Source organism: Nonomuraea sp. NPDC003804 (assembly GCF_040610675.1).
Classification (GTDB): domain Bacteria; phylum Actinomycetota; class Actinomycetes; order Streptosporangiales; family Streptosporangiaceae; genus Nonomuraea.
Genome location: NZ_JBEXMT010000003.1, coordinates 271,949 through 297,094, shown reverse-complemented (window position 1 = coordinate 297,094; position 25,146 = coordinate 271,949). Strand labels below are relative to the sequence as shown.

Annotated in this window: 23 protein-coding genes; 10 read left to right on the top strand and 13 right to left on the bottom strand. The window is 71.9% G+C overall.

Features of this window, described 5'->3' with window-relative positions; all coding sequences use genetic code 11:
* Positions 1-57: 57 nt before the first annotated feature.
* The 3 genes from ABZX22_RS05675 to ABZX22_RS05665 all read left to right on the top strand — a co-directional run bounded on the left by ABZX22_RS05675 (position 58) and on the right by ABZX22_RS05665 (position 3,219).
* A complete protein-coding gene (locus ABZX22_RS05675; protein ID WP_354906368.1) occupies positions 58-888 on the top strand; it encodes an SDR family NAD(P)-dependent oxidoreductase in 831 nt (276 codons plus the stop codon).
* Positions 889-1,051: 163 nt separating this feature from the next.
* Positions 1,052-2,617 carry a glutamine-hydrolyzing GMP synthase gene (guaA, locus tag ABZX22_RS05670; protein WP_354906366.1) on the top strand — a complete coding sequence of 522 codons (1,566 nt, stop codon included), beginning with the start codon at positions 1,052-1,054 and terminating at the stop codon, positions 2,615-2,617.
* Between the two features lie 38 nt (positions 2,618-2,655).
* Complete coding sequence (locus ABZX22_RS05665; protein ID WP_354906364.1) at positions 2,656-3,219, top strand: hypothetical protein; 564 nt, start codon at positions 2,656-2,658, stop codon at positions 3,217-3,219.
* 102 nt (positions 3,220-3,321) lie between these two features.
* Here the strand turns inward: ABZX22_RS05665 and ABZX22_RS05660 are convergent, their stop codons facing one another.
* Positions 3,322-4,716, bottom strand: coding sequence for an MFS transporter (locus tag ABZX22_RS05660; protein WP_354906362.1), 1,395 nt, complete (start codon positions 4,714-4,716; stop codon positions 3,322-3,324).
* Positions 4,717-4,794: 78 nt separating this feature from the next.
* Here ABZX22_RS05660 and ABZX22_RS05655 point away from each other — a divergent pair, with 78 nt between their 5' ends.
* On the top strand, positions 4,795-5,211 hold the full coding sequence (locus ABZX22_RS05655) for a helix-turn-helix domain-containing protein (RefSeq protein WP_354906360.1): 417 nt from the start codon (positions 4,795-4,797) through the stop codon (positions 5,209-5,211).
* Here ABZX22_RS05655 and ABZX22_RS05650 read toward each other — a convergent pair.
* The 8 genes from ABZX22_RS05650 to ABZX22_RS05615 all read right to left on the bottom strand — a co-directional run bounded on the left by ABZX22_RS05650 (position 5,198) and on the right by ABZX22_RS05615 (position 13,523).
* Complete coding sequence (locus ABZX22_RS05650; protein WP_354906358.1) at positions 5,198-6,352, bottom strand: acyltransferase; 1,155 nt, start codon at positions 6,350-6,352, stop codon at positions 5,198-5,200. The genes ABZX22_RS05655 and ABZX22_RS05650 overlap by 14 nt on opposite strands.
* A 10-nt stretch (positions 6,353-6,362) precedes the next feature.
* Positions 6,363-7,742 carry a hypothetical protein gene (locus ABZX22_RS05645; protein ID WP_354906357.1) on the bottom strand — a complete coding sequence of 460 codons (1,380 nt, stop codon included), beginning with the start codon at positions 7,740-7,742 and terminating at the stop codon, positions 6,363-6,365.
* Between the two features lie 42 nt (positions 7,743-7,784).
* Positions 7,785-8,513, bottom strand: a complete 729-nt coding sequence (locus tag ABZX22_RS05640) for a polysaccharide deacetylase family protein (protein WP_354906355.1) — start codon at positions 8,511-8,513, stop codon at positions 7,785-7,787.
* Between the two features lie 71 nt (positions 8,514-8,584).
* Positions 8,585-9,970: an acyl-CoA reductase gene (locus ABZX22_RS05635; protein ID WP_354906353.1), complete on the bottom strand. Its 1,386-nt coding sequence runs from the start codon at positions 9,968-9,970 to the stop codon at positions 8,585-8,587.
* Positions 9,970-10,998: an acyl-protein synthetase gene (locus tag ABZX22_RS05630; protein ID WP_354906352.1), complete on the bottom strand. Its 1,029-nt coding sequence runs from the start codon at positions 10,996-10,998 to the stop codon at positions 9,970-9,972. Before ABZX22_RS05630 ends, ABZX22_RS05635 begins: the two co-directional genes overlap by 1 nt.
* On the bottom strand, positions 10,995-12,479 hold the full coding sequence (locus tag ABZX22_RS05625; protein WP_354906351.1) for an AMP-binding protein: 1,485 nt from the start codon (positions 12,477-12,479) through the stop codon (positions 10,995-10,997). The genes ABZX22_RS05630 and ABZX22_RS05625 overlap by 4 nt, the downstream gene beginning before the upstream one ends.
* Before the next feature lie 71 nt (positions 12,480-12,550).
* Positions 12,551-13,297, bottom strand: a complete 747-nt coding sequence (locus tag ABZX22_RS05620) for an SDR family oxidoreductase (RefSeq protein ID WP_354906350.1) — start codon at positions 13,295-13,297, stop codon at positions 12,551-12,553.
* The gene (locus ABZX22_RS05615) at positions 13,284-13,523 is read right to left on the bottom strand and encodes an acyl carrier protein (RefSeq protein WP_354906348.1); all 240 of its coding nucleotides are present in this window, start codon (positions 13,521-13,523) and stop codon (positions 13,284-13,286) included. The genes ABZX22_RS05620 and ABZX22_RS05615 overlap by 14 nt, the downstream gene beginning before the upstream one ends.
* A 173-nt stretch (positions 13,524-13,696) precedes the next feature.
* Here ABZX22_RS05615 and ABZX22_RS05610 point away from each other — a divergent pair, with 173 nt between their 5' ends.
* Genes ABZX22_RS05610 through ABZX22_RS05600 form a run of 3 tightly spaced genes read left to right on the top strand, consistent with a single transcriptional unit; the run spans position 13,697 to position 18,074 of the window.
* On the top strand, positions 13,697-14,536 hold the full coding sequence (locus ABZX22_RS05610) for a hypothetical protein (RefSeq protein ID WP_354906346.1): 840 nt from the start codon (positions 13,697-13,699) through the stop codon (positions 14,534-14,536).
* Positions 14,527-16,185 carry a hypothetical protein gene (locus ABZX22_RS05605; RefSeq protein ID WP_354906345.1) on the top strand — a complete coding sequence of 553 codons (1,659 nt, stop codon included), beginning with the start codon at positions 14,527-14,529 and terminating at the stop codon, positions 16,183-16,185. Before ABZX22_RS05610 ends, ABZX22_RS05605 begins: the two co-directional genes overlap by 10 nt.
* 11 nt (positions 16,186-16,196) lie before the next feature.
* Positions 16,197-18,074 carry a glycosyltransferase family 2 protein gene (locus ABZX22_RS05600; RefSeq protein ID WP_354906343.1) on the top strand — a complete coding sequence of 626 codons (1,878 nt, stop codon included), beginning with the start codon at positions 16,197-16,199 and terminating at the stop codon, positions 18,072-18,074.
* Here ABZX22_RS05600 and ABZX22_RS05595 read toward each other — a convergent pair.
* A complete protein-coding gene (locus tag ABZX22_RS05595) occupies positions 18,052-19,191 on the bottom strand; it encodes a DegT/DnrJ/EryC1/StrS family aminotransferase (RefSeq protein WP_354906342.1) in 1,140 nt (379 codons plus the stop codon). The genes ABZX22_RS05600 and ABZX22_RS05595 overlap by 23 nt on opposite strands.
* Entirely contained in the window at positions 19,191-20,150 is a 960-nt protein-coding gene (gene pseB, locus ABZX22_RS05590; protein ID WP_354906340.1) for a UDP-N-acetylglucosamine 4,6-dehydratase (inverting), read from the bottom strand. Before pseB ends, ABZX22_RS05595 begins: the two co-directional genes overlap by 1 nt.
* Positions 20,151-20,278: 128 nt before the next feature.
* Between pseB and ABZX22_RS05585 the strand changes: the two genes are divergently transcribed.
* Positions 20,279-21,007, top strand: coding sequence for a glycosyltransferase family protein (locus tag ABZX22_RS05585; protein ID WP_354906338.1), 729 nt, complete (start codon positions 20,279-20,281; stop codon positions 21,005-21,007).
* A gap of 1 nt (position 21,008) precedes the next feature.
* A complete protein-coding gene (locus ABZX22_RS05580) occupies positions 21,009-21,956 on the top strand; it encodes a hypothetical protein (RefSeq protein ID WP_354906336.1) in 948 nt (315 codons plus the stop codon).
* On the opposite strand, the gene pseI is transcribed toward ABZX22_RS05580, so the two are convergent.
* Together pseI and ABZX22_RS05570 are read right to left on the bottom strand one after the other, a co-directional pair.
* On the bottom strand, positions 21,949-22,992 hold the full coding sequence (gene pseI / locus ABZX22_RS05575; protein ID WP_354906335.1) for a pseudaminic acid synthase: 1,044 nt from the start codon (positions 22,990-22,992) through the stop codon (positions 21,949-21,951). The two genes, ABZX22_RS05580 and pseI, sit on opposite strands and share 8 nt — an antisense overlap.
* On the bottom strand, positions 22,989-23,489 hold the full coding sequence (locus ABZX22_RS05570) for a GNAT family N-acetyltransferase (protein WP_354906334.1): 501 nt from the start codon (positions 23,487-23,489) through the stop codon (positions 22,989-22,991). The genes pseI and ABZX22_RS05570 overlap by 4 nt, the downstream gene beginning before the upstream one ends.
* Positions 23,490-23,613: 124 nt before the next feature.
* On the opposite strand from ABZX22_RS05570, the gene ABZX22_RS05565 reads away from it, so the two are divergent.
* Entirely contained in the window at positions 23,614-25,113 is a 1,500-nt protein-coding gene (locus tag ABZX22_RS05565) for a glycosyltransferase family 2 protein (RefSeq protein ID WP_354906332.1), read from the top strand.
* The last annotated feature ends 33 nt before the right edge of the window (positions 25,114-25,146 follow it).

The following is a 25,146-nucleotide window of genomic DNA, read 5'->3' as shown; positions in this document are numbered from 1 at the left end:
TTCCTCACGCCCGAGATCACGCTAACGTCTCTTGCAAGCGAGCGCTAGGGAGGGGCGGTGCGGGAGCTCTCCGGCAAGGTCGCGGTGGTGACAGGGGCGTCGAGCGGGATCGGTAGGGCGCTGGCGGTACGGTTCGCGGCCGAAGGCATGGCGTTGATGCTGGCCGACGTCGATCCACGGGGTCTGGCGCGGACGGCCGCGATGATCTCGGGGGTCAAGGTGCTCACCCAGATCACCGACGTCTCCGACGCGCCGGCCGTCCAGCATCTGGCCAACCGGGCCTTCAACGAGCTCGGCGGGGTCCACGTGCTGTGCAACAACGCGGGCGTCTTCCAGGGCGGGCGCATGTGGACCCGCACCGAGGAGGACTTCGCCTGGCTGCTGGGCGTCAACGTCTGGGGCGTGCTCCACGGCATCCGCGAGTTCGTGCCCCGCATGATCGAGCAGGACACCGAGGGGCACATCGTCAACAGCGTGTCCGTCGCGGGCCTGTTCGCCGGGCCCAACCTCGGCGGGCAGGCGGTCAGCAAGTACGCCGCCCTGGCCGCCTCCCAGGCGCTGGCCCACGACCTGCGCCAGGTCGGCTCGAAGCTGCGCGTCACCGCCCTGTGCCCGGGCGGGGTGCGCACCGGCATCAGCCGCTCCGAACGGGTCAGGCCCGCCGACCTGGCGGTGGCCCGCACCCGCGACGACCTCGCCTCCCAGGAATGGCTCGACACCCTGGTGGAGAAGGGCAAGGAGCCGGCCGAGGTCGCCGACGCGACCGTCGAGGCCATCAGGAACGAGCGTTTCCTGGTCCTGACCCACCCCGGCTACGACCGGAACCTGCGCGAGCAGACCGCCGCCCTGCTGGACGGCGACGTGCCCGATCCGCCCGACTACGCGTGACGCGGGCGCGAGCCCGGCCGGTCGTCCGGACGGCGGTCAGGTAGCCGGCCCCCCACAACGCCCCTGTCACGCCTGCCCCGACAAGGTCCGCGTACTGGTCATGACACGTCCTGCCGGGTGTCTGTCGGCCTGCGGATACACTGGGAGCACCGCATTCACCTGGTTGGGGGTTCTTTCGGTGTCTGAATTCGACACAGTGCTCGTGGTCGACTTCGGTGCGCAGTACGCACAGCTCATCGCCAGGCGGGTGCGCGAATGCCACGTCTACTCCGAGATCGTCCCTTCGACGATGTCGGTCGACGAGATGCTGGCGAAGAAGCCGAAGGCGATCATCCTGTCCGGCGGCCCCTCCTCGGTCTACGCCGAGGGCGCGCCCGCCGTTCCTGTCGGCCTGTTCGAGACCGGCGTGCCGACCTTCGGCATCTGCTACGGCTTCCAGGCCATGGCCCAGGCGCTGGGCGGCGAGGTGGCCCGCACCGGCGTCGCCGAGTACGGCGGCACCGAGCTGCGCGTCGGCCGCGAGGGCGTGCTCTTCTCGGGGCTGCCCGCCGAGCAGACCGTCTGGATGTCCCACGGCGACAGCGTCGCCGCGGCGCCGGTCGGCTTCACCGTCACCGCCGCGACCGACGAGACGCCGGTCGCCGCCTTCGAGCATCCCGGCCGCGGCCTGTACGGCGTGCAGTTCCACCCCGAGGTGCTCCACTCCGAGCACGGCCAGGCCGTCCTCAAGCACTTCCTCGACGCGGCGGGATGCCGTCCGTCGTGGACGATGCTCAACATCGTCGAGGACGCGGTGGCCGCCGTCCAGGAGCAGATCGGCCCCGAGGGCCGCGCCATCTGCGCGCTGTCGGGCGGCGTCGACTCCGCGGTGGCCGCCGCCATCGTGCAGCGCGCCATCGGCGACCGCCTCACCTGCGTGTTCGTCGACCACGGCCTGCTGCGCAAGGGCGAGGCCGAGCAGGTCGAGCGCGACTTCGTGGCCGTGACGGGCGTCAAGCTCCGCGTGGTCGACGCCGCCGAACGCTTCCTGAAGGCGCTCGACGGGGTCACCGATCCGGAGGAGAAGCGCAAGATCATCGGCCGCGAGTTCATCCGCGTCTTCGAGGACGAGCAGCGCGCCATCATGTCGGAGGGGCCGGTCGACTTCCTGGTCCAGGGCACCCTCTACCCCGACGTGGTGGAGTCGGGCGGCGGCACCGGCACGGCCAACATCAAGTCGCACCACAACGTCGGCGGCCTGCCGGAGGACCTGCAGTTCTCGCTCGTGGAGCCGCTGCGCACGCTGTTCAAGGACGAGGTGCGCAGGGCGGGCGAGGAGCTCGGCCTGCCGGCCGCGATGGTGTGGCGCCAGCCGTTCCCCGGCCCGGGGCTCGGCATCCGCATCATCGGCTCGGTCACCCAGGAGCGGCTCGACCTCCTGCGCGAGGCCGACGCCATCGCCAGGGAGGAGCTGTCCAGGGCGGGGCTCGACCGCGACATCTGGCAGTGCCCCGTGGTGCTGCTGGCCGACGTCCGCTCGGTCGGCGTCCAGGGCGACGGCCGCACCTACGGTCACCCGGTGGTGCTGCGTCCGGTGACCTCGGAGGACGCCATGACGGCCGACTGGGCGCGGGTGCCCTACGACGTGCTGTCGCGGATCTCGACGCGCATCACCAACGAGGTGCGGGAGGTCAACCGGGTCGTGGTCGACGTGACCAGCAAGCCTCCGGGCACCATCGAGTGGGAGTAGGCATCGCGTAGCGGGGAGTCACGGAATAATCGCCTTCCGTGACTCCCCCTTTGCGTTTCGGATACATCGACGAATCGATCCATGACAGGCAGGGGCTGTACCTCCTGGCCGTGGTGCGTGCCGAGCCGTCGCTCGACGACGAGGTGCGCCACCTGCTGACCGACTGTGTCCCCACCGGCCGGCCGCCGCACTGGTGCAAGGAAGGCGAGGCGGTGCGCGATGCCCTCGTGCGGGCGGTCGCGTCGCTGGATGTCGAGGCGAGCGTCTATGCCTGCCGGTTCTCCGGTCCTCAGCGCCAGGAGGCCGCGCGGGCGCGGGCGCTGGGCTGGGCGGTGCTGAGTCTGGCTCCCTGCGTCGGCCACCTGGTCATCGACCGTCGCGAGGATCGGCAGAACCAGATCGACCGCAAGGTGCTCTCGGCGCTCGTGGGGCGCCCACGGCAGTTCACGTTCGTGCACGCCTCGGCGAGGTGGACGCCGCTGCTGTGGGTGGCCGACATCGTGGTGGGCGCCGCGGCGGCGCAGCTCGCGCGCGGAGAGGAGCGGCACCTCAAGGCGTTGGACGGGCTGGTGGAACTCTCGTGCGAGGCGACCGCGTCCTGACAGCGCAAAGGCCGGGCGCCCGCCATCCGGCGGAAAACCCGGCCCCACTTCACCGCCCTAGTGGGCGGTGCATTACCTATGGTAATCGAGTGACTGCGATCGTCAAGCCAGTTGCCGTGCCCGCTCCTCGCTCACCTCGGCCGTCCGGTGGCGCGGCAGCATGAGCAGGGCTGCTGCGAGCGCGGCCCCCAGGATGGCGACGGCCGCCCAGACGGCCGTCTGGTAGCCGGTCACCAGGTCGGCGGGCCTGGTCGAGTCGCTCGTCACGCCGGCCGCCAGCGAGATGAGCACGGCCATGCCGATCGAGATGCCGGTCTGCTGGCTGACGTTCATGAGGCCCGAGGCCAGGCCCGCCTCGCCGGGTGCGGCCTCGGCGGTGGCGGCGACGGTGGCGGCCACGACCATGAGGCCGAAGCCGAACCCGGACAGCAACTCGGGGGCCAGCAAGACGGACAGGAAGCCGCCGTCGACGTCGATCCGCAGGTAGAGGGCGACGCCGGCCAGCATGAACGCGACGCCGATCGCGGCCGTGGCGCGCACGCCGTACCGGCTGAGCGCCCTGCCGCCGGCGGTGGAGGCGGTGACGGCGACGGTGACGGCGATGGCCACCATGGACAGGCCGGACTGGGTCGGGCTGTAGCCGAGGACGAGCTGGGTGTAGAGGGTCAGGACGAAGAAGATCGGCTGCATGGCCGCCGGCACCAGGAACATCAGCACGTTGCCGGCGCTGAGCTGTCGCTTGCGGAAGATCGTGAGGGGCATGAGCGGGTTGGCCGAGCGCGACTCGATGACGAGGAAGGCGGCCAGCAGCGCGGCGGCGAGGACGCCCGCCCACAGCCCGCCCGAGCCCTCGACGGCGTAGGTCAGCATTGCCAGGCCGCCGGTGGAGGTGACGGCGCCCGCCAGGTCGAAGCCGCCGCGGGTCTCGCCCGAGAGGATCTCGGGCAGCAGCCGGACGGCCAGCACGGCCACGACGACGCCGACGGGGACGTTCACGAAGAAGACCGAGCGCCAGCCGAACCAGTCGGTGAGCAGGCCGCCGAGCACGACGCCGGCCGCGCCGCCCACGCCGCCGACCGCGCCCCACACGCCCATCGCCTTGTTGAGCTGCGGGTCGTCCTTGAAGATGGTCATCACCAGCGACAACGCGGCGGGCGCGACCAGCGCCCCGGCCAGCCCCTGGACGGCGCGCGCCGCGATCACCAGAGTGCCCGTGGCGGCCAGGCTGCCCGCGAGGGAGGCGGCGGCGAACAGCAGCATCCCGGCGACGAACACGCGGCGGCGGCCCAGGTAGTCGGACAGCCGGCCGCCGAGCAGCAGCAGACCGCCGAAGACCAGCGTGTACGCGGTGGTGATCCACGACAGCTCCTGGGGTTTCAGGTGCAGCTCCCGTCCCAGGATCGGGGTGGCGACGCCGGTGATCGTCAGGTCGAGGATCAGGACGAACTGGGCGGCGGCCAGCAGGGCGAGCGCTCCCCACTTGTTGGGCACGGTCATGATTGCTCCCTTAGTGCATGATTTGTAACTATGGGCATGATGTGTGACCATCGAGGTCCGACGGAAGAAGGCACTTTCATGTCCCAGGGGAACACCGCTGTACCAGCCCAGCTCAGGACGCTGGACGACGCCCGAGCCCTGCTCGAGGTGGGGGAATGCCCGATCCCGCCCAGGGAGATCCTCGACCGGATCGCGGGCAAGTGGGCCATCCAGATCATCGTCGCGGCGGCGGGCGAGCCGATCAGGTTCACCGAGCTGGAGCGGCTCATCCAGGGCATCTCCCGGCGCATGCTGACGCTGACCCTGCGCAACCTGGAGCGCGACGGGATGCTGACCCGCACCGTCTACCCGACCGTGCCGCCCAAGGTGGAGTACCAGGCGACGCCGATGGCGCTGGAGCTGTACGAGGCGATGCTCACGCTCACCGACTGGTCACGGCGGCACAGCTCGTGCATCGCCAGGTCGCGGGAGCTCTACGACGCTAGGCAGCAGTGACGAGACCGCGGCCGGCGGCCCGCCGTTCGATCAGCCGCCTGCCGTAGCGCTGGGCGGGCAGCTCGACGAAACGGTAGGTGACCCAGCTCGTGGCCAGGATCGCCCCGAACAACGCCAGGCCGAGACCGAGCTGCGCGGGCCACGGGAAGCGTCCGGGGTCGCCGACGACGAGCAGCGCCAGCTTGATCAGCGGGACGTGCACGAGATAGATCGAGTAGCTGATCAGGCCCAGCCAGGCCAGCACGCGCGGCAGCGACCGCCCGCGCAGCGCGAAGAACAGCGCGAACGTCGCCGCGGCCAGGCCCATCGTGGCCAGGTTCGTCAGGCCGTTGAACGTCACCGGCCGCAGGAACGGCACCAGCACGATCAGCGCCGCGACCCCGGCCACCGGCCACAGCCCCGAACTCCGGCCCTGCTCCCAGCGGTAGATCGCGGTGCCGGTGAACATCACCGACAGGACCATCGCCCCCTGCCACGACTCCCTGCTGCCGATCCAGACCAGCGTCACGGCCAGAACGGCGAGCACGACCGCGCCCGCCGTACGGGCCGGGCGGGAGCCGGACAGCACACCGGCCAGGCCGGCCGCGGCCACGACCAGCACGGCGACGGGCGCCCACGGGCCGTCGAGCAGATGCCCCTCGCGGGGCAGGGTGAAGGCCACCAGCGTCGCCAGCAGCGCGAAGGCGAGCGCGAACCACCCGCTGCGCCGGTGCACGCCCGCCACGAACAACCCGGTGACCAGCAGGTAGAAGACCATCTCGTAGGAGAGTGTCCACATCGGCTCGACGAGACCCGCCGAGCCCGTGACCTCCATCAGCATCGTGAGGTGCGCGAACACGTTGGTGTCGCCGCGTAGCGGCAGCAGCGGCGAGAGCGCCAGCGTGACGGCGATGAGCAGCAGGTAGAGCGGGTAGAGGCGGAAGACCCTGCTGATCCAGAACGCCCGCACGTCACCCCTGCGCTCCAGCGAGGCCGGGATGATGTAGCCGCTGACCAGGAAGAAGACCAGGACGCCGTAGATCCCGAGGTTCATCCAGCGCGGCCGCAGCTGGTCGAGGACGTGGTAGTTGAGATGCTCGACGAGGACGGCTGTCGCGCCCAGGCCCCGCAGAGCGTCGAGCCACGCCAGCCGTCTTGTCATTTGACGAAGCCTACCGGCGCCCCGCTCGCCAGAAGCGCACAAGCAGAGGAAGCATGAGGAAGCCGATGAAGATCGGCGAGGCCATGTAGCGGAAGTCCTGGGCGGAGATGTTGGCGAGCACCGCGAGCTGCTGGCCGAGGATCGCCGCCGCGATGCCGAGCACCCACCGGTTGCCGCGCAGCCATGCCGCCGCGGCGAGCGCCACGTACGCGGCGTAGCACCAGATCGGCCCCCGCCACACCAGCCAGTCGAGGTCGGGCTCGAAGGAGGCCGACAGCCACCCGTCGGCCAGGTCGTGCAGCGGCCACGACAGCGGGCTCAGGTTGAAGCTCTCGAGCTCGGGATGCCGCTCGATCATGTCCGGCCCGACGTACTCCCAGGCGAACCACCGGCGAGAGAAGTGGTAGGTCTCGCCGCCCTCCGACCAGCGGTCGGCCCCCGGCCGCCACGCGATCGCGCCCCTGCACAACCTGGTCTTGACCACCTGGTCGGGCGCCTGCAGGAGGATGCGTTTCCACAGCTCCATCACCTGCGGGCTGAGCTCGTCGGAGCGCCGCCAGTCGAAGTCGCCGCGCCAGATCAGCGGGTTGATCGTGTTGCAGTTGCCGCCTCTCCACCAGCGTTCGAGCGGCACGATCTGGGCCATGAGCGCCACGTCCCGCGTGGTGAACAGGTCCGTCCGCTCCTTCCAGGCCACCGCGATGTCGCCGTAGGCGGTGTGGTAGACGAACGTGCGCGACGGCGGCACGATGCCGACCTGGGGCAGGACGAGGTTGGTGAGCAGGACGGGCACGCCCGCGGCGAGCAGCCCCACCGCCGCCAGCCGCTTCCTGAACCCCTTGCCGATGACCAGCAGCACCGCCACCACGATGCCCACGACCAGGAACCCGTTGGCCCTGAACAACCCCGCGCCCAGCATCACGGCGCCGAGCGCGAGCAGTGTCCCTCGGGTCGGGCCCTTGTTCCTGGCGATCCGCGCGCAGACGGCCGTGATGCCGATGATGCAGGCGGTGAACGGCACGTCCTTCCAGAACGTCACCGAGAAGGCCCCGAACGGCGGCGCGAACGGCAGCAGGACCGCGGCCACGGTCGTCGGGATCCTCGGCGCGCCGAGCCCCTTGAGCTCCTGCGCGAGGAGCGAGACCGCCATCGCCATCGCCGTGGTCTGCAGCAGCGTCACCGGGCTGACGGCGCCCGTGAGCTTCACGCTCAGCCACAGCATCGCGTCGTAGAGGACGGAGTGGTCACTCACCCATGGGCCCACGATGGTGTGGCTCAGGTAGAGGACGGAGTCGCGGCTGAACAGACCGGGGTAGTACGCGGCCCACCACAGCAGGAGCACTGCCTGAACACTGAGGAAGATCCGTGCCGTGGAGCGTTCGACGATCATCGAGGTTATTGTCCGGAGGGAAGTGGATCGGCGCAAAACGGGCTAGGGGTAGGTCTCACCTGGTGCGAGCCTGCGCCCCTGGAGCAGCGCCGACACCGTCACGAGATGGTAGCCGCGTTTCTTCAGCTCCTTGACCAGCGCCGGCATCACCCGCACGGTCTGCGGGACCACGTCGTGCATCAGGATGACGCCGTCGCGCCTGGCCAGCTTGAGCACCACCGCCCTGATCTTCTTCTCGTCGCGCAGCTTCCAGTCGAGCGTGGTGCCGGTCCACAGCACCTGCGCCATCCCCTCGTCGCCGGCCAGCGCCGCCACCCGGTCGTCGGTCTGCCCGTACGGCGGGCGGAACAGCCTCGGCGCCCTGCCGGTCACCTGGGCGACGGCGTCCTGGGTCGCCTTCAGCTCCGTGGTGATCTCCTCGTCGAACAGCGTGGGAAGGCTCGGGTGCGACCAGGTGTGGTTGCCGATCTCGTGGCCTTCGGCCGCCATGCGTTTCACCAGTGCGGGCCGCTCCTCGACGTGCTTGCCCATGAGGAAGAACGTGGCCTTGACGCCCGACTTCCGCAAGGTGGTCAGCAGCGTGCCGGTCGCGGCCCCCGGCCCGTCGTCGAAGGTCAGCGCCAGGCACTTGACCTTGGCGCAGTCGACCGTGGCCGCCGCACCGCCGTGGAGGGCGGCCCGCGCGGGTGGCGCCGGGAGGGTCGCGTGCGCGGGGAAGGCCGGCAGGAGCGCGGCGGTCATGGCGGCTGTGACGAGACCGCGCGAGAACATCGGGCACCTCCATCGACGGGGGATCAACGGACCTCGTCTATCGTGCCCCATCGCGAGTGCCCCCGCGCGTGTCACTGCCCGCGGCTGCCCCCACGCCGGTCACTGCCCCCACGCCGGTCACCGCTCCCGCGCGGGTCACTGCTCCCGCGCGGGTCACTGCTCCCGCGCGGGTCACTGCTCCCGCGGGCGTCTCCGCCTCCGCGCGCGTCGGTCCGGGCGGGCGGCCGGTCCTGGACCGGCGCGTGGACCGTCACCATGCGGGTGAACTCGGAGGGCAGGTCCACCCCGTCCCACACCCGGTGGAAGGTCAGCGCCGAGCCGAAGGGCACCATGCGGTCGACGCCCCGCCCGGCCAGCGCCTTGGCCAGCGTCTCGAGCTCGTCCTTCGCGAAGCCGAAGTGCGTCATCGTCTGGTCCTTGCGCTCGATGAGCGGCACCAGCTCGGCCAGGTCGGCGAGCCTGGTGTGCGCGAAGGTGCCCATGCCGAGCCAGCGCCTCGGCATCGCCGTGGGGGTCGCCAGCCGTACCTCGGCCAGCGTGTTGCCGTGGAAGGTGATCGACTTTCCGTCGCCGTCGGCCGCCATCCCGTAGGTGGCCACGCGCTTCTCGACCGCCATGGCCGCGTCGACGTTCCAGCCGCGGGCGGCGATCGCCCCGGCCAGCCGCAGCGTGAAGTCGGCGTGCGCCTTGTCGGTGTCGGCGGCCGAGCCGACCCAGAACACCGTCCGGGGAGACGAGCACGCCGCCTGGTCGAACCAGTAGGAGTCGTTGGCGAAGCCCTCGGCGGCGGCCGCCCGTACGGCCGGCGAGCTGCCCAGCCACGCCACCGACCGGATGACGGCGAAAGACGAGCGGTCGGGGAAGGTCAGGTCGCGGGCGCGGGGCGCGAGCGGGTGGCGCCGGATGGCCGTGACGGCGGCGTCGCCGCCCCAGATGACCCGCAGGTCGCAGGCGGCCGAGAAGGCGGCGGTGGCCTCCTCGGAACGGTCGTAGGAGACGATCCGCTGCGTCTGCGCGACGGCCGGGTCGGCGTCGCGCAGGGCCCTGGCGAGGGTGTCGACGATGGTGCGGGCGACCGCTCCCGAGCGCGGCGACAGCCGTACGACGTTGTGGTTGCCCATGAGCGCCGACAGCGCCCACGAGTAGACGAAGACGGTGTCGACGTTGGCCGGGGGCACGTGGAAGACCAGCCCGCGCGGCACCCTCAGGTGCTCGCCGTCGAGCAGGTCGATGGCCCTGGCCAGCTCGACGCGGCGCAGGAAGAACCCGAGCGAGCCCAGCTCGGGGTGGCGGCGGGAGATCGCGGGGCTGAGCAGCCTGGCGCCGAAGGTGGTGAGGAAGGCGCGCATCCGGTCGTCGCCGACCACCAGGGGCCCGCCGGCGGGCGGGGCGGCCAGCTCGGCGACCAGCGTCTCGGGCGTCGACCTGCCGGCGACGGGGAACAGGATGTCGATCATCAGGCCGCCGCTCCGAACGTGTCGCCGCATCCGCGCGCCTCCGCCCTGGGCAGCCGGCCCAGGACGGAGAACCTCTTGCCGGGCCACACCCCGTCGTCGACGCCGTGGACCACCCCGAGGTCCTCGGTCAGGAGCACGTGCCCCGGATAGGAGGTGGGCAGCGTGCTGACCACCTCGATCACGCCGGGCACACCCACCGGCGCCTCCTGCCAGGTGGCGGGGTCGCGGACCACCACGTCGGCGAAGTCGGGGCAGTACAGCCCGCCGCCGTCGGGGCCCTCCAGGTAGACGGTGCCGATCTGCTCGACCATGCCGTAGAAATTGTGCACGGCGGTCAGCCCCGTGCGCTCGGCGAAGTGGCGGCGGAAGGCGGCGTTGTCGACCGCCTGGTCGGCCAGCTTCTTCCAGCCGCCGGAGTGGACCAGGATCCCGTTGGACAGGTCGGCCTCCAGCTCGCGCAGGTAGAGCCAGACCATGAAGGTGAACCCGAAGATCAGGAAAGGCTCGCGCCCGTGCTCGGCGAGGAAGCCCGCGACCGCCCGCGGATCGGGCCTGCCCTCCTCGTCGAGGGCGAAGGCGTGGTCCCTGCCGAAGGTCATCATGCCGAGCACGCCCGCGCCGCGCGCGCTCAGCGTCGGATCGCGCACGACCGCCCGGCTGTCGGCGACGAGCATGGGCAGCCGCCGCTCGCCGAGCACGACCCGCATGGTGGCCGCCAGCATGCGGGTCTGCGTGGCCGCCGCCTCCCTGTCGAGGTGGACGCGGCTGGGCCGCTGCCCGCTCGTCCCGCTGGAGGTCAGCACCCTGAACACCCGCTCCGGCGGGACGCTGCGCAGCTCGTGCGTCTTGAACAGTCGCACCGGCAGCCACGGCAGGTCGGCGACCGACGCGTACGGCGGCGCCGCCCCGATCGCCGCCATGATCCGCCGGTACGGCTCGCAGTCGCGCCTGTGCCGCTCGGTCATGGCGGCCAGCTGGGGCAGCAGCGCCGCCTCCTTGGCCGCCTGGGTCAGGGTGAAGACGCTCATGCGCGGGCCTCCAGCGCTCGATAGTCGATCTTTCCGGTGGCGAGGAGCGGCAGCCGGTCCACCTCTCGCACGTCGAAGCCGCTCCAGTGCAGGCGCAGCTCGCCGGCCAGCCGCCGGGCCAGCGCCTCGCGCGCGCCCCGGTCCAGGCCCTCGGTCCACACCGTCACCCTGTCGTCGCCCCCGGTGGCCGCGACGGGGCCGCAGTCGCGCAGGAGCCGCTCCACGTCGTCGAGGTTGACGCGCACCCCGTAGACCTTGGCGATGCGCTTCACCCGGCCGGTGACGAACAGGAACCCCTCCTCGTCGACATACCCCAGGTCGCCGGTCCTCAGCACGCCGCCCAGGTCGTCGCCTCTGGCCAGGTCGGCCGCGCTCGTGGCGTAGCCCATCATCACGTTGGGGCCGCGGTAGACGATCTCGCCGTTCTCGACGCCGAGCGCGCCGCCGGGCAGCGCGACACCCGCCGAGCCGAGCTTGTCCGGCAGGCGCTCGGGGGGCAGCACGGCGATGCGGGCGGTGGCCTCGGTCTGGCCGTACATCACGAAGAACCGGTCGACCTTGGCGGCGAACTCGGCGACCAGCTCGGGGCGCAGCCTGCCGCCGGCCTGGGTCAGCGTGGTCAGCGCGGGATGGGCGGCGGGGTCGAAGCGCAGCCGGCGCAGCATCTCGTACTGGTACGGCACGCCCGCCAGCGAGGTGCAGCGATGCTCGGCCAGCTGCCGCCAGAAGGGCCGTTCGAGCAGGCTCGCGCCGGTGAGCACGATGGTGGCGCCGGCCGCCAGATGGCTGTTGAGCACCGACAGGCCGTAGCTGTAGTGGAGCGGCAGGCTGGTGGGTGCCACGTCGGCGGGGGTCAGGCGCAGGGCCTGGGCGATGGCGCGGGCGTTGGCCATGACGGCCCGGTGCGAGAGCCGGACGAGCTTGGGGTTGCCGGTGGAGCCCGACGTGGTCAGCAGGACGGCCAGGTCGGGATGCGGGTCGGGGGCGGCGCGCGGCCGCGGCCGGTGCGCGACGGCGAACCCCGCGACGGCGGCGGGCTCGCACCCCGCGGTGGTGGGCTGGAACCCCGCGACGGCGGTGGGCTCGAACCCCGCGGTGGTGGGCTGGAACCCCGCGACGGCGGTGGGCTCGAACCCCGCGGTGGTGGGCTGGAACCCCGCGACGGCGGCGGGCTCGAACCCCGCGGTGGTGGGCTGGAACCCCGCGACGGCGGCGGGCGCGAAGCGGTCGGTCAGGTCGGCGAGCACGGCCGCCGGAAGGGCGGGGTCGAGCAGGGCGACGGGCCTGCCCGAGCGCAGCGCGGCCAGATAGGCGAGCACGGACGGCAGGTCGTTGCGCATGCCGAGGAACAGCGGCCCCGGTGGCGCCGCGGCCAGCTTCCGCGCCGCGTCGGCGATGCGCGCGGTCAGCTCGTCGGCGCCGAGCACGTCCTGCGTTTCCGCCACGACGAGACTCGCGTGCGGGTGGGGGAACGGGTCCATTGGCTGTGCCTTCCTGCCCTGCCGGGCACCGGTCGTCGCGCGGCGCTCCTGCTGCGGGGCGCCGGACGGGGTCAGAGCACCAGGCCGCCGTCGACGCCGAGGACCTGACCCGTGACGAAAGCCGCCTCGGCCGACAGCAGGAAGGCCACGCTCGCGGCGACGTCGTCCGGCCTGCCGAGCCTGCCGAGCGGCGTGGCGGCGATCGTGGCGGCGCGGCCGGGCTCGTCCAGCGACTCCAGCATGCCGGTCTCGACGAAGCCGGGCGCGACGGCGTTGACCCTGATCCCCGACGGCCCGAGCTCCTTGGCCGCGGCCAGCGTGAGACCGAGCACGGCGGCCTTGGTGGCGGAGTAGACGGCCTGTCCCGCGCCGCCCCTGGCGCCCATGACGGACGAGACGAGGACCACGGCCGGAGCCGTGCCCCTGCGCAGCAGCTTCACCGCGGCCTGCAGGGTGTGCGTCGCGCCCATGGCGTTGACCTCGAACAGGCGGCTCACCGACGCGCCGCGCATCATGCCCAGCAGGGCCGCCTCATGGACACCCGCGTTGATCACCAACGCGTCGAGCCGCCGGTGCCTGCGGTGGACCTCGCGCATCATGGCGGCGACGGCGTCGGGATCGGCCACGTCGCCGTGGACGGCGCCGACCGCCCCGCCGGTCCGCTCGGCCAGCTCCGCCGCCGCCTTCTCCGCCGCCTCGGCCGCGCGGCCGTGGACGACCACCTCGTGCCCGGTGGCCGCGAGCCTGGCCGCGACCGCCCTGCCGATGCCCTTGGTGGAGCCGGTGACGAGGGCGACCCGCGGCTCAGGCCGCGACACCCTGCTTCTCCAGCAGCAGCACGGCCTTGCCGAACGAGCTCATGTCGAGCATGTCGTCGGTGTCGATCACGATGTCGAACTCGTCCTCCATCGCGGCCACGAGCGCCATGTGGCCCAGGGAGTCCCACTGCGGGACGCCGCGATACTCCAGCGCGTCGACGTCGGTGCCGTCCGGCAGGTTGAGCGCGCTGCGGAAGACGACGCGCAGACGATCGAGATGTCTCATGTTTCCTCACTATGTGCGACAGAATCGAAACGCAGTGTAGCGTCGCGGCGGTGGGCAGGGGGGCGGCGCGTGAAGGCAACTTCCACCGCGAGTAATGGATGGGTATAGAGCCGCGCGGCTCACGGGGGCGAATGGAAACGTCAGCCGAACGCAGGCTCACGAGGAGGTTCGGTGTGGACGAATCCAATCACTGGTACGGGCACTCACAGATCTTCGGACGCTACTGCGGGATGGCTCAGGGAACGCCCCAACGTATTCAGGGATTCGTGCAACACGGCTGGAACTACCTTCACGGCTTCCCGCCCAACGACAAGTGGTGCAGCCCCGGCTACCCCCGGTTCGTCTGGTCCGACGTGCTGCGCCGCAGAGGCTGGTCGATGGGCCGCAGGCAGCACTACCTCATCGGCGCGCCCTGGGTTTACCTGCTCCACCTGGAGCCGGACCTGGGACGGGTGCCGGAGGACGAGCGCGAGGGCACGATCTGGTACCCCTTCCACGGCTGGGAGAAGAGCTCGGTCAACGGCGACCACGCCAGGCTCGCGGCGGAGATCCGCGAGGTGGAGACCGGGCCGGTGACCGTCTGCCTCTACTGGCTCGAGTACGGCGACGCGGGCATCAGGCGGGCCTACGAATCGGCCGGATTCCGTGTCATCAGCCACGGTCACCGGGGCTCGCGCTGGGACGGCAAGGGCCGCGACTTCCTGCGCGGGCAGCTGGCCGAGCTGCGCCGCCACCGCAGGGTCGCCTCCAACCGGCTGGGCAGCGCCCTGTTCTACGGCGCGTCCGTCGGCTGTGACATCGCCGTGTACGGGGACCCGATGCAGTACGAGGACGAACGTCCCGAGTACGGCGGCACAGAGCGCCGGATGCGCCTGTGGCCCGACCTGCACGGCGTGCGCGTCGATCGCGAGCTCGCCCGCGAGGTGGCCCGGCGCGAGCTCGGTTTCGACTACCAGGCGAGCCCGGAAGAGCTGCGACGCCTGTTCGGATGGAGAAAGGCGCGATGCGCGTGAACACGACGCCGGACAATGTCCAGTTGATCGGTGGCGAGATGCTGTTGTGGTCGGATCTGACACAGGCCAGGGACTGGGGGGCCGTCGCCACGCAACTGGTGTCCCTCCTGGTGCCCGAACGGGGCCGGGTACTGGTCGTCGGACCGCATCCCCAGGGCCTGTTCGACCTGGTCGCCGCGCGGGCCGGGTCGCTGTCGGCGCTGCTGCGCTCATACCCGGACGCCTGCGCGCTGGCCACCAGGCATCCGGCGGCGAGCGTCTACTGCGGCAGGCTGGACACGCTCGCGCAGGCCGCGCCGTACGACCTGGTGCTCGCCTTCGACGGGATCGCCGCCCTGCACTCGGCCGAGGAGCCGCCGCAGACCTGGCGGGAGACGCTCGCCGCGCTGTCGGAGCTGGTCGCCGAGGGCGGGCGGCTGGTCCTGGGCGTGGAGAACGACCTGGGCGTGGACCGGTTCGTGTCGGCCAGGCCCGCCGGCCGCGAGGGCGACGACTCCCAGTGGACGCCCCACGGCTTCGACGTCACCTACCCCAACGGCCCCGAGACGGTCGAGCTGGAGCTCCACGCGCTGCGCTTCGCCACGGAGACGTGCTACGCGGCCTACCCCACGCGTGAGGCGCCGCGCGCGCTGCTGGCCACCCACGTGCTGGCCCAGCGCCCGCCGGACGCGCTCGCCGTCCCCCTCAGCGCCAGGGGCTACGACGCGAGGATGATCGTCGCCGACCCGCTCCACCTGACTCGCACCGCCTTCCGGCACGACCTGGCCGACCGGCTGGCCCCGCTGTGGGTGACCGTCGCGGCCAAGGGCCCGGTCGCCGCCCACCACGCCATCCTGCCGATGGGCCTGCTCCAGAGCGGCCCCGTGGTGCACGAGGTGGTCTACGGCGGCCACGGCTGGAGCCGTACGGTGATGTCGGCGCCGCCCGCCGCCGGACGGGTGCGCCTGGCGGATCCGGCCGCCCGCACACCCATCCCGCACGGCAGGGTGCTGGAGGAGATCCTGCTGGAGGGGTGCGCCCGTGACGACCTGCGGGCGCTCAGGCGCACCTTCGCCGTGCTCGGCGCGTGGGTGAAGGGCGAGGATCCCGCGGTCGCGGTCTTCGGGACCACCGACAACCTCGTCTGGGACGGCGAGCGCCTGCGGCTGGCCGAGGAGGGGTGGACGCTGGACGACGCGCCCGCCGTCGAGGTGGTGCTCTGCCGGATCCTGTGGCGCTTCGCCGTACGGCTGCTCGCCGCCGGCCACCACCACCCGTGGCCGTGGCCGGTCGAGGCCGACCAGCTCGCGCTCACGCTGGCCGGCATGTGCGGGATCCCGTGCGACAAGGAACACCTGGTGGCGGCCGTCGAACTGGAGGAGGAGATCGGCGCGGTCATCGAGCCAGGCCAGACGCCGCCCGACTACCGCGAGCTGCTCGACGCCCGCGACCACCTCCACCGGCGGCTGACCGACTCCCAGGCCAGGGTGTCCAGGCTGGAGACCAAGCTGACCTACCGCGAGCGCGACCTCAGGAAGACCAAGGCGAAGCTGAAGAAGGCGCAGCGCAAGGCGCAGGCCGTCCGCAGGTCGCTGCGTCACCGGCTGTCGCGCAGGCTGGCGCGCCCCAGACGGCTGGCCCGCAGGGTCCTCCGTACGTTCTCCGGTTGAAGGGGGTCGCTGTGCTTTCGGTGATCATTCCCTTCCACAACGTGGAGAAGTACGTCGGCGAGTGCCTGAAGTCGGTGGCGGCGCAGAGCCTGCGCGACCTCGAGGTGATCTGCGTCGACGACGGATCGACGGACGGCGGCGCGGCGGTGGCGGCGGCGCTGTGCGCGGCCGACGACAGGTTCCGCCTGATCAGACAGCGCAACACCGGTCCCGGCATGGCCCGCAACGTCGGGGTGCGCCACGCGACGCGCCGCTACCTCGCCTTCGTCGACGGCGACGACGTGGTGCCCCGTGACGCGCTGCGCAGGCTGGTCGGCTCGCTCGAGTCGACCGGCTCCGACCTGGCCTGCGGCAACGCCAAGCGGCTCATCGGCGGGCAGCTGGTGCCGTCATGGGCGCACCGGCAGGCCTTCAGGACCTCGATGAAGCGCACCCACATCACCCGCCATCCGCTGCTGATCCGCGACCGCATGGTGTGGAACAAGGTCTTCCGGCGCGCGTTCTGGGACGAGCTGCGCCTGGCCTTCCCCGACCGGATGTACGAGGACCAGCCGGTCACCATGGCCGCGCACGTCCGCGCCGCCTCCGTCGACGTGCTGCGGGAGGTCGTCTACCACTGGCGGCAGCGCGACGAGGCCGACTCGTCCATCACGCAGCGCAAGCTCGAGCCGGACAACCTGCGCGACCGGCTGCTGTCGGTGTGCGACGCCTCCAGGATCCTGCGCGGAGGCGCGCCGAAGCTGGCCGCCGCCTTCGACACCGACACCCTCGACATCGACATGCAGGTGGTGGTGGAGGCCGTCGCCCACCACGGCGACGCGCTGCCTCCCGACATCGTCGACCTGGCCGTCTCCTACCTCGACCAGGTCCCGCTCTCGGGCTGGCTCGACCTGCCGTGGGCGCGCCGGCTGCTGGTCCACCTCCTGCGCCGGCGCGAGCTCGGCCCGCTGCTGGACGTCGTCGACGAGGTGGAGAGCGGCGCCCTGCAGCCTCTGATGCGCAGGTCCGGCCTGCGGGGACGGCGCTGGGTCGCCGAGCACCCCCAGCTGCCGGGCCATCTGACGCCGCTGTCCCGTGACCTGTCCCTGACCTCCCGACTGGTCCGGCTGGACTGGCAGGACGGGAAGCTGCGCGGCGAGGGGAGGGCCGCGATCGGCAGGTTCGACGCCGGCGCCCTCGGCCGGGCCAGGCTCAGCGTGTCGCTGCGGGAGCGCAAGAGCGGCGCGAGGATACCGCTGGGCCAGGCGACGGCCTTCCCCTCCTGGGACAGGATCGCCTGGGGCGCCGGCGCGGCGCTGGAGAGCGGCTACGACTTCGCGTTCATGATCGACCCCGCCGCGCTGCCCGCCCGCGGGGTCGGCCACTGGGACCTGCGCGTGGAGCTGCGCCGTCCAGGGCTGTGCCTGGAGGGCAAGGTCGGTGGCGTGCGCTGGGATCCGCCCTCGACACCGGTGCCCGTCCGCATGGGCGGCCGGTGGCTGGTGCCGGTGCGGTCCTTCCGCGGCGCGTGGGGGATCCGGCTGCTGCGGCGCGACGCCGTCGTGCGCGAATGCCACGTCGAGGACGACCGGCTCGTGGTGTCGGGAGAGCTGCACGCGCTGGGCGACGGCGAGCCCGTCCTGCGCCTGATCCGCCGGCACGACGGCGAGGAGATCTACTTCCCCGTCGACCTGGACGGCAACACCTTCACCAGCCGCCTGTCCTTCGCCGCGATCGACGACTCCCAGCAGGAGGAGGCCTGGTGGGACGTCGTCATCGACCAGGGCAGGATCGTCAGGCTCGTGGTGGAGACCGCGGCCAAGCCCGAGGCCGAGGTCGGCGACCGGCGCTACCTCGTCGACAGGGGCGAGGACGGCTGCCTCATGATCAGGGAGCGGAGCGCCGGCTGAGGATGCCCGCCAGGCACTCGACGACGCGGTCTTGGTCGCCGTCGGTCAGGTCGGGGAAGAGCGGCAGCGACAGCTGCTCGCTGTAGTACGCCTCGGCCTCGGGGCACAGGCCGCGGCGGTAGCCGAGGTCCTCGAAGACCGGATGCCAGTAGGCGGGGATGTAGTTGACCTGGACCCCGATGCCGGCGGCGCGCATCCTGTCGTAGACCTCGCGCCGCCGCCCGTCATGGATCCGGACGGGGTAGAGATGCCACGAGGGCGTGACGTGGTCGCGCTGGACGGGCAGCGTGAGGCCCGGCACCCCGCCCAGCAGCTTCGTGTAGCGCGCCACCAGCTCGGCCCTGCGCGCCATGAACGCGGGCAGGCGGCGCAGCTGGCTGATGCCGAGCGCGCACAGCACGTCGGGCAGCCGGTAGTTGAGCCCGAAGGCGTGCACCTCCTGATGCCAGCCGCCCACCTCGGGGTCGCGCTGCAGGGCCTGGTCACGGACCAGGCCGTGGTTCCTGAACATCGCCGCGCGCCGGAACAGCTCGGCGTCACGCACGGCGACCGCGCCGCCCTCGGCCGTCGTGACTGTCTTGGTGGGGAAGAACGAGAACGTCGTCAGGTCGCAGACCGAGCCGACCGCCCGCCCGCGATAGGCGGCCCCGATCGAGTGGGCGGCATCGCCGACCAGCAGCGCGCCGCACCCGTCGGCGACCCGGCGCAACTCGTCGTAGTCGGCGGGGTGACCCGCGTAGTCGACGGCGGTGATCGCGCGGGTCCGCGCCGTCACCGCGGCGGCGGCCGCGCCCGGGTCGAGGGTGCCGGTGCCCGGCTCCACGTCGGCGAAGACCACCTTGGCCCCGAGCAGCACCGCCGTGGCCGCGGTGGCGACGAACGTCAGCGGTGAGGTGACCACCTCGTCACCCGCCCCGATCCCCGCCGCCGCGTAGGCGACGTGCAGCGCCGCCGTCCCCGAGGTGACGCTGACGCACGGCACCCCGCCCGTCCACGCGGCCAGCTCGCGCTCGAACCGCGCGACGGCGGGACCCGTCGTCAGCCAGTCGCCGCGCAGCACCTCGCAGACGGCCGCGATGTCGGCCTCGTCGATCGACTGGCGTCCGTAGGGCAGCATCAGGCGCTCACCATCACCATGGCGCGCAGGTCCTCGACCGACAGCCACCGGTCGTTGGTGTCGGAGCGGTAGGCGAATCCCTCGGGGAGCACCTCACCGCCCTGCGGCGGGACGTAGCCCCAGGTCGCGATCGTCGGCTGGACCACATAACGGTCGGCGAGGCGCAGCGTGCGCCTGCCGTCGTCGGGGCCGATCATCTCCTCGTGCAGCTTCTCGCCCGGCCGGATGCCGATCTCCTCCATCGGGCTTCCCGGGGCCAGCGCCTCGGCCAGGTCGGTGATGCGCATGCTCGGGATGCGCGGCACGTACAGCTCGCCGCCCTGCATCATGTCGAAGGAGTCGACGACGAACCCGACCGCCTGCTCGAGCGTGATCCAGAAGCGGGTCATCCGCTTGTCGGTGATCGGCAGGCTCGCGCCCTCCCTGGCCAGGCGCAGGAAGAACGGCACGACCGAGCCCCGGCTGCCCACCACGTTGCCGTAGCGGACCACGGCGAACCTGGTGACGTGGCCGGCGGCGTAGTGGTTGGCGGAGACGAAGAGCTTGTCGGCGACGAGCTTGGTCGCGCCGTACAGGTTGACGGGGCCGGAGGCCTTGTCCGTCGACAGCGCCACGACCTTGCGCACGCCGCAGTCGATCGCCGCCTCGACCACGTTCTGCGAGCCGGCGATGTTGGTCCTGACGTATTCGAAGGGGTTGTACTCGGCCGTGTCGACCTGCTTGAGCGCGGCGGCGTGGACGACGTAGTCGATGCCGTGCATGGCGCGGGTCAGCCGGTCGCGGTCGCGCACGTCGCCGATGAACCAGCGCAGCCGCTCGTCCTCGCCGAACAGCTGCCGGGCCTCGTACTGCTTGAGCTCGTCGCGGGAGAAGACGACCAGGCGGCGCACGCCGAGATGGTCGAGGGCGTGGCGCACGAAGGCCTTGCCGAAGGAGCCCGTGCCCCCAGTGATCAACATTGACGATCCGCTCACCACGCTCACGCCGCCCCCTCATTTCGGTGGTACGACCTGCGTCTGCGCAGGTTGGCCGGTAGCCTAGCGCGACGAAGCAGACACGCACGGTCACACGGGGGAATGGGGCATCAGTGCGTATTGTCGGAGTCATTCAAGCGCGCATGGGATCAACCCGGCTGCCCGGCAAGGTGCTGCGCGACCTGGGGGGTCGCTCGGTGCTCGGTTGGGTGGTCAGGGCCGTCGAGCGGTCGGGGGCGGTCGACGACCTCGTCGTGGCGACCACCGGGCAGGCCGCGGACGACGCGGTCGTCGCCGAGTGCCGGCGGATCGGCGTCGCCTGGCACCGCGGTCCCGTCGACGACGTGCTGACCCGGTTCCTCGGCGCGCTGGAGAGCCGCCCGTGCGAGGCCGTGATGCGGTTCACCGCCGACTGCCCGCTGCTCGACCCCGAGGTCATCGGTCAGGCGGCGCTGGCCTACCAGGCTTTGCCGGGGCTCGACTACCTGACCACGAGCCTGGTCCGCACGCTGCCGCGCGGCATGGACGTCGAGATCGTCGGCAGAGACGTGCTGGAGGCGGTCGGCAAGGTCGCCACCGGCTACCACCGCACGCACGTCACCTCCCACATCTACACTCATCCTGACGACTTCCACCTGCTCGGCCTCAGTTACCGCCCGGCCGCTCCCGACCTGCGCGTCACGCTCGACACCGAGGACGACTGGCGGCTGATCGCCCTGATGGTGGCCGCCATGGGCGACCGCTGCGCCCGCGTGCGCGAGCTGGTCGCATGGCTGCGTGCGCGACCGGAGGCGTGCATGATCAACGCACACGTCGAGCAGAAGGCGCTGCGGGAGGCGTAGCGTGCGCGTCGGCATCCGCTGCGACGCGGGCACCACGATCGGTGTGGGGCACCTGATCCGCTGCGTGGCGCTGGCCGAGGAGCTGCGTGCGCGGGGCATCCGCGTGTCCTTCCTCGGCGACTTGGGCTCGCTGCCGTGGGCGTGGCGGCAGCTCGACCTGCGCGCCCTGCCCGTGCGCCCGGCGCCGGCCGAGCCCGAACGGCTCGCGGCGTTCGGGCTCGACTCCGTCGTGCTCGACTCCTACACGCTGCCGCCCGGGACGGGAGCCGCGCTCATGGCGGCCGGCACCCGCGTGCTGGCCATCATCGACGGCGATCCGCTCGGGCAGGAGGCGCACCTCTACCTCGACCAGAACCTCGGCGCCGAGGAGGTGCCCTGCCGGCTGCCGTACCCGGGGGTGCGGCTGGCGGGGGCGCGCTACGTCCTGCTGCGCGACAGCGTGCGGCGCGCCATCCGCCCGCCCCGCTGGCCGGGGGTCGCCGTGCCCCACGTGCTGTGCTTCTTCGGCGGCACCGACGCCGCCGGGGTCACGCCGCGGTGGGTCGAGGCGCTGCGGGCGACCGGCGTGCCGTTCACCGCCACCGTGATCAGCTCGGCCCCGCTGGAGGCGGGGGAGGGCATCACCGTCATGCCGCCCACCGACCTGCTGCCGAACCTGATGGCCGCCGCCGATCTCGTGGTGACCGCCGCCGGCTCGGCCGTCTGGGAGCTGCTGTATCTCGGGGTGCCCGCCGCGCTCACCTGGGTGGCCGACAACCAGCTCATCGGATACGAGGCGCTGGTCGGCCGCGGCCTGGCGGCGGGGCTCGGCGGCAGCGCCGAGCTCGCGGTGCCCGCGCTGCGCCGCCTGCTCACCGACCCCGGCCTGCGAGCCGAGTACGGCACGCGCGGCCGGGAGCTCGTCGACGGCAGGGGCAGGGAACGCGTCGTCGACGCCCTGCTCAGATGAGGTCCCAGGTCAACGGCGTGCCCAGGGTGACGTCCCTGGTGAAGGTGCGGCCCATCACCGTGCTCACCGCCGCCGGCGGCAGCCCGCCCGCCGGCCTGATCGACCTGACGTTGTCGGGGGTCACGGGCTCGCCCGCCCGCACGTCGCGCACGACGTAGAGCGAGCGCCGGAACCGCAGGCCCTCGCGCTCGCTCGGCCGCGGCCCGAGCACCGGGGCGCCGAGCGAGCGCCAGGCCCGCTCGCTCTCCACCACCAGCGCCGCCAGCTCGGCCGGCTCCAGGGAGAAGGCGGAGTCGACCCCGCCGTCGTCACGCGAGAGCGTGACGTGCTTCTCGATCAGGCAGGCGCCCAGCGCGACCGCCGCGAGCGGCACCCCGATCCCGGGCGTGTGGTCCGACACGCCGACCACCGTGCCGGTGACGCCCGCCAGGAGCGGCAGCGCCCGCAGGTTGCTCTCGGCGGGGTCGGCGGGGTAGGAGACCGTGCAGGCCAGCACCGCCAGCTGGGTGCACCCCCCCTCGCGGGCGGCCTCGACGGCGGCGTGGATCTCGGCGATGGTCGCCATGCCGGTGGAGATGACCAGCGGCTTGCCGGTGGCCGCCGCCAGCCTGATCAGCGGCAGGTCCACGATCTCCGACGACGCGATCTTGTACGCGGGCGCGTCGAGCTTCTCCAGCAGGTCGATCGCCGTCGGGTCGAACGGGGAGGAGAAGGGCACCATCCCCCGCTCGCGAGCCCGCTCGAAGATGGGCCGGTGCCACTCCCACGGTGTGTGCGCCCGCTCGAAGAGCCGGTAGAGGTTCTCGCCGCCCCACAGCGCGTGGCCCTCGCCGATGCGGAAGGCCGGGCCGTCGGCGTCGACGGTGATGGTGTCGGGCCGGTAGGTCTGCAGCTTCAGCGCGTGGGCCCCCGCGGCGGCGGCCGCGTCGACGATGGCCAGCGCCCGGCCGAGGTCGCCGTTGTGGTTGCCGGACATCTCGGCGATGACGAACGGCGGGTGCCCCGCCCCGATCTCGCGCCCCGCGATGGAGATCACGCGTTGTCCTCTCTGCTGAGCTGGATGGTGATGACGTTCCTGTCGACGCCGTCGACGGCCCGAGTGCCGGAGCCGATCTCGGCGAAGCCGAAGCGCCGGTGCAGGCGCCTGACCGACTCGTTGTCCTCGAGCACCTCGCCGCGCAACCTCACCAGGCCGAGCGGGCCGAAGGCGTGCTCGATCGCGGCCCGCTCCAGGCCGATCCACGCCCGCAGCAGCTCGCCCGACGACTCCAGGCCGTCGATGTCGAGGTAGAAGCCCCAGGCCGCGGTCGTGACGCCGGGGCCGAGACCGGCGAAGGTCACCACGCCGGACGGGACGCCGGCGTGCTCGTAGACCAGCACCTGCCGGCTCGGGTCGCCGCTCAGGGCCGCCCACCAGCGGGCGTGCTCGTCGGGGCCGATCTCGTGGGTGGTCAGGCTGGCCGCCCTGACCTTCGGATGGTTGCGCCAGCCCCGGATGATCTCGAGGTCGTGCTCGCGGACGTGTCTCAGCACCTCGTCCCCCTACGAAGCGTGCTCGTGTCGATGCCCAACGTAGCGGATTCGGATGTGGGTAAAGAGCTGATCAGGGACAGGCATGGCGGCTGCCGGGCGGTCATGGGCCAGGCATGCTGCGAGCATGCCCCTGCTCAGCGTGATAGTGCCGTTCTGTAATGTCGAGCCGTACATCACCGAATGCCTGGAGTCGCTCGCCACCCAGACCCTGCGGGATCTCGAAGTGATCCTCGTGGACGACGGGTCCACCGACGGAAGCCGGGCGATGGCCGCGGCCTTCGTCGAGGCGGACCCCAGATTCACCCTGGTCACCCAGGAGCGGCGCGGCCCCGGCCCCGCCCGCAACACCGGTGTACGGCACGCGAGCGGCACCTACCTGGCCTTCGCCGACAGTGATGACCTGGTGCCGTCCGGCGCCTACGACGCGCTCGTCGGCTCCCTCGAAACGACCGGCTCCGACCTGGCCTGCGGCGGCGTCGAACGGCTGCGCTCGGGCGAGCTGTCGCCGTCGGCGCTGCACATGAAGCCGTTCAGGCGCAGCGTGGAGCGCACCCACATCTCCCGCATGCGCGTCCTGGTCAGGGACCGGACGGTGTGGAACAAGGTGTACCGGCGTTCCTTCTGGGACGCGGCCGAGCTGGAGTTCGCCGAAGGCATCTACGAGGACCTGTCCGTCGCGATCAAGGCGCACGTCGCCGCCGAACAGGTCGACGTCCTGTCCGACGTCGTCTACCGGTGGAGGGAGCGGGACATCGGGGAGCCCTCGATCACGCAGCGGCGTGAGGAGCTGCCCAACCTGGTGGCGCGCCACCAGGCGATCAGGCAGGTGCGCGGGTTCATGGCCGAGGCCGCGCCGCGGCTGGTGGTGCCCTTCGACCGCGTGGTGCTGGAGAAGGACACCGCCTTCCTCCTCCAGGCGGTCGCCGACTCCAGCGCCGACGACCGCGGCGAGCTGCTCGAACTGGGCAGGAACTGGCTGTCCGGGCTGCGCCGCTCGGTGGTGAAGGAGGCTCCCGCGCTGCGCCGCCTCGAACTGCACCTGCTCCGCAAGGGACTGGTCAAGGAACTCGCCGAGGTTCGCAAGTACCGCGTCAAGGCGGCGGGGGAGCCCCGCGCGGTCCAGCTGCGCGGCAAGACCAAAGGCTGGTACGGCGACTTCCCCTTCCTCGGCGACAAGCGGCTGGACATTCCCTACAAGGTCTACGAGATCAGCGAGGAGCTCAGGCTCGTCGCCAGGATCAGCCAGGCCGCCCGGGACGGCCGCCGCCTGAAGCTGGAGGGCGAGGTCTTCATCAGGCGGCTGGAGGGCCGCAGGGTCAAGGTCGCGCTCTGGCTGGAACGTGGCCAGACCGCGCTGCCGTTGAAGGCCCGCTGGAAGAAGCGCAGGATCTTCACCGCCGCCATCGACACGGCCGCGCTCGAGAGCGGCACGTGGCGGATCGGCGTGCGCGCCACCTACCGCGACCTGGTCAAGGACGGCTACCTTCGGCTGGCGCCCATGGCAGAGCAATTCGACGGCGCTGACGACGACGACGAGGACGCTGGGGGATCTACCCAGGAGCCCCAGGGGTGCCGGGATGGTCAAGAAGCAGCATGGACATTCTCCAGTAGTTCCAGAGAGTAATCGAAGAACAACGGGCTGTCGTCATGCTGGGAT